Annotated in this window: 9 protein-coding genes; 1 reads left to right on the top strand and 8 read right to left on the bottom strand. The window is 50.6% G+C overall.

Features of this window, described 5'->3' with window-relative positions:
- Positions 1-180: 180 nt before the first annotated feature.
- Genes WH50_RS25510 through WH50_RS25495 form a run of 4 tightly spaced genes read right to left on the bottom strand, consistent with a single transcriptional unit; the run spans position 181 to position 2844 of the window.
- Entirely contained in the window at positions 181-1116 is a 936-nt protein-coding gene (locus tag WH50_RS25510) for an AraC family transcriptional regulator (protein ID WP_110190269.1), read from the bottom strand.
- A 38-nt stretch (positions 1117-1154) separates the two neighbouring features.
- Positions 1155-2309 (bottom strand): cytochrome P450, encoded by a 1155-nt coding sequence (locus tag WH50_RS25505; RefSeq protein WP_110190267.1) that lies wholly within the window; start codon positions 2307-2309, stop codon positions 1155-1157.
- Complete coding sequence (locus WH50_RS25500; RefSeq protein WP_110190265.1) at positions 2306-2518, bottom strand: DUF1127 domain-containing protein; 213 nt, start codon at positions 2516-2518, stop codon at positions 2306-2308. The genes WH50_RS25505 and WH50_RS25500 overlap by 4 nt, the downstream gene beginning before the upstream one ends.
- Entirely contained in the window at positions 2515-2844 is a 330-nt protein-coding gene (locus WH50_RS25495; RefSeq protein WP_110190263.1) for an antibiotic biosynthesis monooxygenase family protein, read from the bottom strand. Before WH50_RS25495 ends, WH50_RS25500 begins: the two co-directional genes overlap by 4 nt.
- Before the next feature lie 174 nt (positions 2845-3018).
- Between WH50_RS25495 and WH50_RS25490 the strand changes: the two genes are divergently transcribed.
- A complete protein-coding gene (locus WH50_RS25490; RefSeq protein ID WP_110190261.1) occupies positions 3019-3732 on the top strand; it encodes an ArsR/SmtB family transcription factor in 714 nt (237 codons plus the stop codon).
- Between the two features lie 15 nt (positions 3733-3747).
- On the opposite strand, the gene WH50_RS26510 is transcribed toward WH50_RS25490, so the two are convergent.
- The 4 genes from WH50_RS26510 to WH50_RS25470 form a co-directional block, all read right to left on the bottom strand.
- Positions 3748-3918 carry a hypothetical protein gene (locus WH50_RS26510; protein ID WP_165838569.1) on the bottom strand — a complete coding sequence of 57 codons (171 nt, stop codon included), beginning with the start codon at positions 3916-3918 and terminating at the stop codon, positions 3748-3750.
- Positions 3919-4210: 292 nt separating this feature from the next.
- Positions 4211-4408 carry a hypothetical protein gene (locus WH50_RS26745; protein ID WP_207780497.1) on the bottom strand — a complete coding sequence of 66 codons (198 nt, stop codon included), beginning with the start codon at positions 4406-4408 and terminating at the stop codon, positions 4211-4213.
- A gap of 162 nt (positions 4409-4570) precedes the next feature.
- The gene (locus tag WH50_RS25475) at positions 4571-7012 is read right to left on the bottom strand and encodes a P-loop NTPase fold protein (RefSeq protein WP_110190259.1); all 2442 of its coding nucleotides are present in this window, start codon (positions 7010-7012) and stop codon (positions 4571-4573) included.
- A gap of 82 nt (positions 7013-7094) precedes the next feature.
- Positions 7095-8015 carry a LysR family transcriptional regulator gene (locus tag WH50_RS25470; RefSeq protein ID WP_110190257.1) on the bottom strand — a complete coding sequence of 307 codons (921 nt, stop codon included), beginning with the start codon at positions 8013-8015 and terminating at the stop codon, positions 7095-7097.
- Positions 8016-8094: the final 79 nt, after the last annotated feature.

Genomic DNA, 8094 nt, shown 5'->3' with positions numbered 1-8094 from the left:
TAGATTTTCAACAGCCTGTTAAGGACGTCGTTCCCGACACGCCTGGTTATCAGCCACGGAAGTGGGTGCTGAAGAGGCTGACCCTGGGGCGTTATCCGCCACAGGGTCAGCACAATAGAGGGTTTGTCTCGGCGGTAGGTATGGCCACTTTGGTATGAGTGGCCATGCGTTGCTGTACCGTCAGCTCAGGCTTTTCAGCTTGATATGAATTTCCAGATCGACAAAGCCATCCTCTCGCACATCGTTGTGATAGCGCTCCAGCAGCGGAAAGTTATCCGGTTCAAAGCCGCTGCCGGGAAACCATTCGGCGTACAGGGCCAGTCGGGCGTTGTTCAGCTGCTCATCGTTTCCTTTCACTCGTAGCACCGCGTATTTACCTGCGGGCAGTGTGCTGGTGCGAAACGGCGCCTTAACCTCGACACTGGGGTCAATCACTACGGCCGCCTCGTAGCGGCACTTTTCAATCGGTGTGACCGCCGGGTTGTCGTAGCAAAAGGCATAGCGCGCCTGCTGCGCCGGTGCAATGCCCTGCGCACTGGCCCAGGCGATCAGCTGGTCCCAGGTATCAAAGATGCCCTGCTGTTCATAGCCCTGAGTGGTGGCCAGAACGCAAACCTGCTGAGCTTCCAGCTGGCGGATTTCAACCTCTTTACTGTTCATCGTTATATCCCTTGTGATTGATTTTCCCGTCAGTGCTGAGCGGGTGCAGGCAGGATATAAATCAGCAGGGCTGAAGGCTTTTCCATACTTGCTGAGCAGTTTTCCAATCTTGCTTTTGTGCTCTTCGTCGGGTTCACGAATGGCTGAGGGGCTGTAACCACTGAAGGCTTTGACGGCTTTGGCAAAGTTGGCGCTGGAGGAAAAGCCCAGCTCATGAACGATCTCGGTAATACTCTGCTCACGACGATAGGCCAGCCGGTTGATGGCTCGCTCAAGGCGGCGACGACCGATGTAGTCGTTCAGGGTTTCGCCCATCAGAGCTGAAAACAGCCGGTGAAAGTGAAACTCGGAAAAGTGACAGGCACTGGCCACCGCGTGAAGGGACAGGGGCTTATCAAGATTGGCCTCGATAAAGCCCAGTGCGATGTTCATTCGTTCCTTGTAGCGGTTCTGCATAGTTGTGTCCCTGAGAGTGTAGGATCGTGAGCATGTTATCAGCGGCGGTCCGGCGTCATGGTAGTCGACTGGCCGCACACATTCACCCACAGCTGTTGCAGCAAACGCGCATTGGCCAGCGGTTCATAGGTCAGGGGGTGGGGCTGCCAGTTCAGCCTGTCGTAGCGCTGTTGCAGCCAGACGAATACTTGCTGGCAGAAGGCGACCGCCGCGTGACGGGCAAGGCACTGGTGAGCTCCTTCACCGAAGGTGAGATGGGCACTGGCATTACTGCGTGCGCTGTCAAAACCGTGTGGATGGGTAAATACGCTGCTGTCGCGGTTGGCCTGTGCCAACAGCAGAATCAGCTGCGCGCCCGCGGGCAGAGACTGGCTGCACAGGGTGATGCCCTCATGCAGTTGACGGCGGGTGTGCTGAATGGGGCTGTAGAAGCGCAGTACCTCATGAATGGCAGTGGGCGTGAAGGTGCTGATCTGCCCTCGCAGCCATGCCAGCAGGGTATCGCTGAGTACACCACGACCGGCGTCGCGGCTCTGGATCAGCATGCCGAGCAGTGCAGTTATCAGTGCGCTGTGCTGCGCCGGAGGTGCTGTGGCAAGGGTGCGCTGCAGCCATGGTGAATAACACAGACGCTGGCTGATCTCGTTGATGGCGGTGTCAATCCGTGGCCAGTCAGCCGCCGTATTGTGTGGCCGCATGATGCAATGCAGATCAGGTAACAGCGCGATGATGTGGGCGGTGTCCTCCTCACCGACGCCCATGCAGGCCAACAGCCAGCGTGGCATCAGCTCACTAGCCAGCGCTATCCAGTCCCAGCGCGACTGTGTGCCGATGCGAGATTCCAGCCACTGCGCCAGACGTGGCATAAGCGCTGCGGGCTGACCCTGTGCCGTGAGCAGGGCAGCAAACAGGGGCTCCGCCAGCCTGCGCAGGGTGTTATGCACGGGCGGGTTGTTGACGCGGGCGAGGGCTTTGAGCGTTGTCTGCACGCGCTCGGGAGCCTGCTGTTGATGCGCCAGCTCAGACAGCTCTGGCACTGATGCAGCGGGGCTGTGTAGCAGGGTCTGGCAGGCCGCATAGGAGCAGACCAGCCAGCTGCCGTCGGCCAGTGGCTGCAGGGGGTTGCCCTGGCTGAGGTCCGCGTAGTGCTGGATGGCATCAGGCAGCTGCGAGTGCAGTAGCAGGGTTGTCATCGGTCGTAGTCCGTTATTCGCTGAGAAAAGGTGGTGAGGCGGTAATTACTGGGCGCAGTCACCTGATCAGTCTGCAGGCCCAGATCCCGCAGCAGATGGGGTGACAGGTGTGCCAGCTGACGGTGCAACTGCTTACGGTGAAGCAGCGCCTGCGTTGCTCTGCTGTCCAGCCATTGCCAGCCGCGCAGCAGCAGGGCGATTACCGTCATGATGCAGGCTCACTGCGGGCGGAACGCTGAAACTCATGCTGACGTACCACCTCGCAGATATGGATGCGATAGCCATCGAACAGCTGGGCCTTGCCTTCACTCTGCGCCATGCGGTGTGCTTCAAACTGGCGCCACTGACTGATGGCGTGCTCGTTTTCCCACCACGACAGGCTCAGTACCCGGTTGTTATCGGTCAGGCTCTGAAAGCGCTCGATACTGATAAAGCCGGGGATAGTGTCCAGCTGAGGCCGCAGCAGGGCGGCCAGATCCAGATAGCGCTGGCGATGGGGAGTGGCGACGGTTACTTCAAACAGAACGGCGAGCATGGGGTATTCCTCCGGCAAAAAGCAGGCTGACAACGTGAACAGGTGCTTATGCTAGGGCCGTCATGCCCGGTGATGTTTCGGTGCGTACCGAAGCATTCGCCGCCCTGCTGTGAAACAATAGCAGGCAGTTTTCCCCTGCCAGAACCTGTGCGCTTGCGCAGAAGGACGCCGCTTATGGTCGATGCCCTCAATCAGGACACCTTTCAGATTGCCCGCATGGCAACTCTATTTGCCGAGCCCAGCCGCGCCATCATGCTGATGACTCTGATGGATGGCCGCGCCTATACCGCCGGTGAACTGGCACGGGTAGCCAGCCTGACTCCCCAGACGGCCAGTGGTCACCTTGGCATGCTGACGGACAATGGTTTGCTCGAGCTGCTCAAACAAGGACGACACCGTTATTACCGGCTGGCTAATGGGGAAGTGGCAGAAGCCATCGAAGCGCTGTCACGGCTGACCATGACACCCAGAGTGAAAACAGTACGTTCGACCGTGCCGCTGGCTCTGCGGCAGGCCAGAACCTGCTATGACCATATTGCCGGTGAGCTGGGAGTGGCCATCTATGACGGCTTCTTTCAGGCGGGGTTTCTGCAGGAGGAGCGCGGCAGCCTGTTACTGACCGAGGCGGGGCGAATGTATTGCATGACGCTGGGAATGGCCATGGATGAAGCGTTATCCGGTTACCGGCAACCTGAGGCAAGGCCCTGTCTGGACTGGAGCGAACGACGTTACCATCTGGCCGGACCACTGGCCAAAGCGTTGCTGGAGGCGTATCTGGACAAGGATGTGCTGAGGCGCAGCGACGGCAGCCGTCAACTGCGCATTACGCCCAAAGGCTGGCAACACTTTGCCTCGCACGGAATAGGATTGCAGGCCAGGGCAGGTTGATCAGTTCTGCCAGCGTCACCTGCTCAGCAGATAACCCAGACTGACCAGAACGAACAGTGTCGTGTACGCCACGATACCGATATTGCATTCCATATCGGCGTTCTTACGAAAACGCCCGCCTGTTAGTAAACGCCCGGTAAGAGCAAAAAACAGACTGATCCAATTACCCGACAAGATTTTCTCCATTGGGATCACCTCGCTTGTCTGCCTGAATACGAAGGTCACCAAGACATACAGCATAATTCGTGCACAGTTTTGCACTTAGCTGTGTGTTTTAGCCGCTGTCTGTAATAACGGCAAGAGCTTAGTCAGGTTTGTGCAAGGATTTCTTACTTACGGAGCGTCTTTGAGAACGTGAACACGTTCTGACATCGCGATATGGCCGTTATTGGACAGGGATAAGAACAGAACCCGCCGGGTGGCGTAGTCTGCCTATCTGCACTGAGGAAATACCCGATAGCGGCAGGTGAGAGGAGCTTCAGAAAATGTCGATCTGGTAGCGGAACGTATCCGCTGCGCCGCGGGACAGACGATATTCAATGGGCTGGCGGTCATATCCCAGCGCTACCCGTTCGATCACCGCTACCGGCTTGCCTTCCTCGCTGGGCTTTGCTGTCGCACTGCTCTGCAACGTGGTAATGACCTTTGTACTCTGAGTGAGCGCTCCGGCGTTCACTCCCGCTTTGCATAACGAAGATGCAGACAACCCGACCCGTCAGGGATGATTGGTCGGGTTTTTTATTTAAAGTTTCTTAAAGGCAGGAATATATTAAATATGTACTAGACTGGTGGCGTTTTTTAAGTGCGTTATTTCTTGGTAGTCTTTCTTTTTAAAAAATCATTTCGATGCTTTTTTATTAATGGCATGAAGCACGCTATCAAATGTTCGCTGGCCTTCTTTTGTTATTTCTTGGAAATCAAAATATGAAGGTTTATTGGGTATTTGAAGCCAGCACTCTTTTAAATACTGCCTAAATATTGTGGCCCTAGAGTATCGATCTTCAATTGAAAGTGAGTTTATATTTTTTGAGAGTGCTTCTTTAGTTTCCATAGTAAATATAGGTGTGTCGAATACCATTGCATCTATGTAAGTGAACGCACCTATCCATTTCTTCAAGTGATATGCACCTATTGATGTAATTCTGAATGCATCAGGCATACTTCCCGTCAGGATTCCGTTGATATCTTCTTCGAATGTTACTCTTTGTGTGGTTTCAATAAGCTTTTTGTTTGTGGCTCTGCGTAGAGCGCTATTTATCTGGGTTTCACTAAATCCCATATTTTGACTTTCCTCAAAAATATTCTCAGTTGGAATGAAACCGTCATTTTTCTTTTGGATGCAGTTTGAATCCAAATAGGAGAGTAGGATTGGAATTAAGAAGTGCTCGTCCTTTGTAGCTGATGTTACATCAAATATATTTAGAGCTATTGATGTATCTGGATTGTAGTGTGAGTAGTCACCTAGTAGTGCAGATTTAGTAAACTCATGTAGTGGTATTACATATTTTCCATTTAAAGACATGATGTTAGTTATTTTTTCTGCCTCAATATTTGGACTGCCAATAAAGCCTGTCACTAACTCGATTGCTGCTCTAATGTTACCTCCGGTTATATTTGTGATGAATTCGTTAAGCTCTGGGTTTGATTTTAGTGACGAAATTAGTGCTTTTAGAAAAAGAGCTAAGTTCTTTGCATTTACTCTTATATTGTCGAGTCTTTCTAGTGGGATTTTTCCTTCGGCCATGCTTAGAGCGAATTGTAATCTCTTTTCGATTACGTTTTCAATTCTAGGTGGGGATATTGTGAATATTTTATGGGGATAAGCAGATAATGCCCCTGATCTTTTTGAGCTAAAAAAAGTCTGTGGTCTAACAGAAATAAAAACTGTCGCACTCCATTCTTTTGCAAGCTCTTGGGATATTACAAAAGTACGCTGTTGAGTGTCGTAGTCTCTTTGGTCTGCGTTGTCTAAAGAGATAATTATTTGTTTTTTTGTTGTTTTTGAGAAATATGTTAAAGATCTATTTAGGTGTTTATCCTTTTTTTCTATTTCTTTTTCTAGCATTTCAAATAATTTTGTCTCATAAAATATAGGGTCGGTCTCTTGCTTCTTTCCCCATATCCCTTGAGTAAAACGGTATATTTCAGATGCGTACACGCCTTTAATGAAGTTGTGGTCATAGGTATCCTTTTCATACTTGTTGTAAAGTTGGTTTTCTATTTCGTCGAGTATGAATGCTTTCAAGTCATCTGTCAGTGCTGCCTTTGATCCCAGATCGATGTAAATGTAAATGGCGTTTCTGAATTCTTGGTAAGCACTTCTATACATCAGATTTTTAACAAATGATGTTTTTCCAACCCCAACATCTCCTAAAAGAACAATAGGCCTCTTAGATATTGCTTCGGCTAAAATATCAGGAGAAAAGTTGTCGTTCTTCTTCTCTTTGACAGGTGTTAAATGAGGAGCCAACTCTGAGTTGCTGAATAAAGCGGCATACCTAGCATCTAAGACATTTTTACTAAGCAAAGCATATTTAGATAGTGCGCCACTTTCACAGTAACACTCGTTGAAAAACCTCTCTTCTATTTCAGTGCTTTCGAAAATGTCTTGTAGAAATAACTCGGAGAGCTGTCTCAGATTTGCTTGCGTATCACTTTTGTATCTGACAGTTGGATAGTTTATTAGTTTAGATGAGAGTTTGTTAGGAATTGCAGAGTGGCCATTTGTAAGGTAGCTGAAAATTCGACGCTCCTTTATTCCGTGAAAGGAAATTAAGTCCCATGCAAGAGTAAAGTTTTCCTTTAGGTGTTCTAAGCTTGTAAATACAACGGCGTTGCCATCGATAACAGATATCCCGTCTTGCCTAGAAGCTAAAAAAGCTATTATTTGACTGCCGTTGGTAACTATTCCTACAGGAACACCTCTTTGACTGCAATAGTTCTGTACTTGAATAATTGCGTCAGATAGATCACTATCCATTCTGGATAGTGATTTTAAATCCATTAACAACTTACAGGATAATCCAGCAGGTATTGAAAAAATACTTCCTTCTCTTTTGGCTTCTATTATAGCTAAGCGTGGCTTTCCCAATTCGTAGTCAGTGAATTTTCTTTGTTCTGAATTTTCTACCTCAACTTGGTCTTTAGGCCAACCTAAGCATGAAAAAATAATGTCATCTATTATATGAAACCTTGTTTGTGCTTCGTTTAGATTCGTTTCTGAGGAGGTGGATAGGATTAATTTTTCTAAGTTTTTAAGCCCTTCTGAAAGACTGTTCAATTTACACTCCTTTCATAAGTATCGAGCAGAGAAATCGTTAATTATCAGTATTGCTTAACAAGATGTGTAATGGAGATAAAGACTACACCCCCAACGCCTCCAGATACTTTTCCAGAATCAGGTTCGGTCGTGCCGCCTTGCGGGTGATAGCCGAATACTGGGTACCAAAGTATAGCTGGCGTGGCAGTAAAGGCCGCATCAGGCCATCGCGCACCCAGCGCTGGGCAAAGTGGGTGGGCAGATAACCAATAAAGTGGCCGGTGAGAATCAGAAAGGCGATACCTTCGCGGTCGGTTGCGGTGGCCTGACTGTTAAGCAGCTGATGCTTGCTTTTGATCTCGGCGATCTGGGCAAACGCCGGGACGACGGCGTCGCAGTCGTAGATGTCTTCTGGCTGCAATTCGTCATCGGAACGGCTGTAGAGCGGGTGACCTGCACTGCAGTAGAGCTGCGAGGTTTCTTCGTACAGCGGGTAATAATTCAGCCCCTGCAAAGGCCGCAGTTCGGGGATCACGCCTATATGCAGACGGCTGTCGAGCACACCCAGCTCGATATCGTTGGGCGGAATCATACGGATATTGATACGCACCTCGGGGCCGGCCTTTTTCAGTGCTGCCAGCGCATGGGTGATGCGCATATGGGGCAGGGTGACGAGATTGTCGGTGATGCCGATATTCAGTTCGCCCTTGAGCTGGTGGTGAATGGCGTTGACCTGGGTCTTGAAGGTTTCCAGCGACACCAGCAGTTGCAGCGAGGCGTTGTAAATCTCCTGACCTTCTTCTGTCAGGGTGAAGCCGCTGCGGCCGCGCTGACACAGGCGCAGGTCCAGTCGCTTTTCCAGATCGCTGATGGCGATGGAGATCGCCGGTCGGCTGATATTGAGCTGCACCTCAGCGGCGGCAAAGCCGCCGTTATCGACCACGGCCTTGAAGATCTTCAGCAGGCGGATGTCGATATCACTGATCTGGCCGATGGCTTTGTGGCTTATGGTCGGGCTTTTCATAGGGCTTGTCCGTAGCAGTGTGCCGTCATGGTGCACGAGGCGGCCAAATCACCTTTTTGCAGGTCGTTGAAAATCTATC

This window comes from Pokkaliibacter plantistimulans (assembly GCF_003194385.1).
Lineage (GTDB): Bacteria > Pseudomonadota > Gammaproteobacteria > Pseudomonadales > Balneatricaceae > Pokkaliibacter > Pokkaliibacter plantistimulans.
This window is presented reverse-complemented; position numbering and strand designations above follow the sequence as displayed.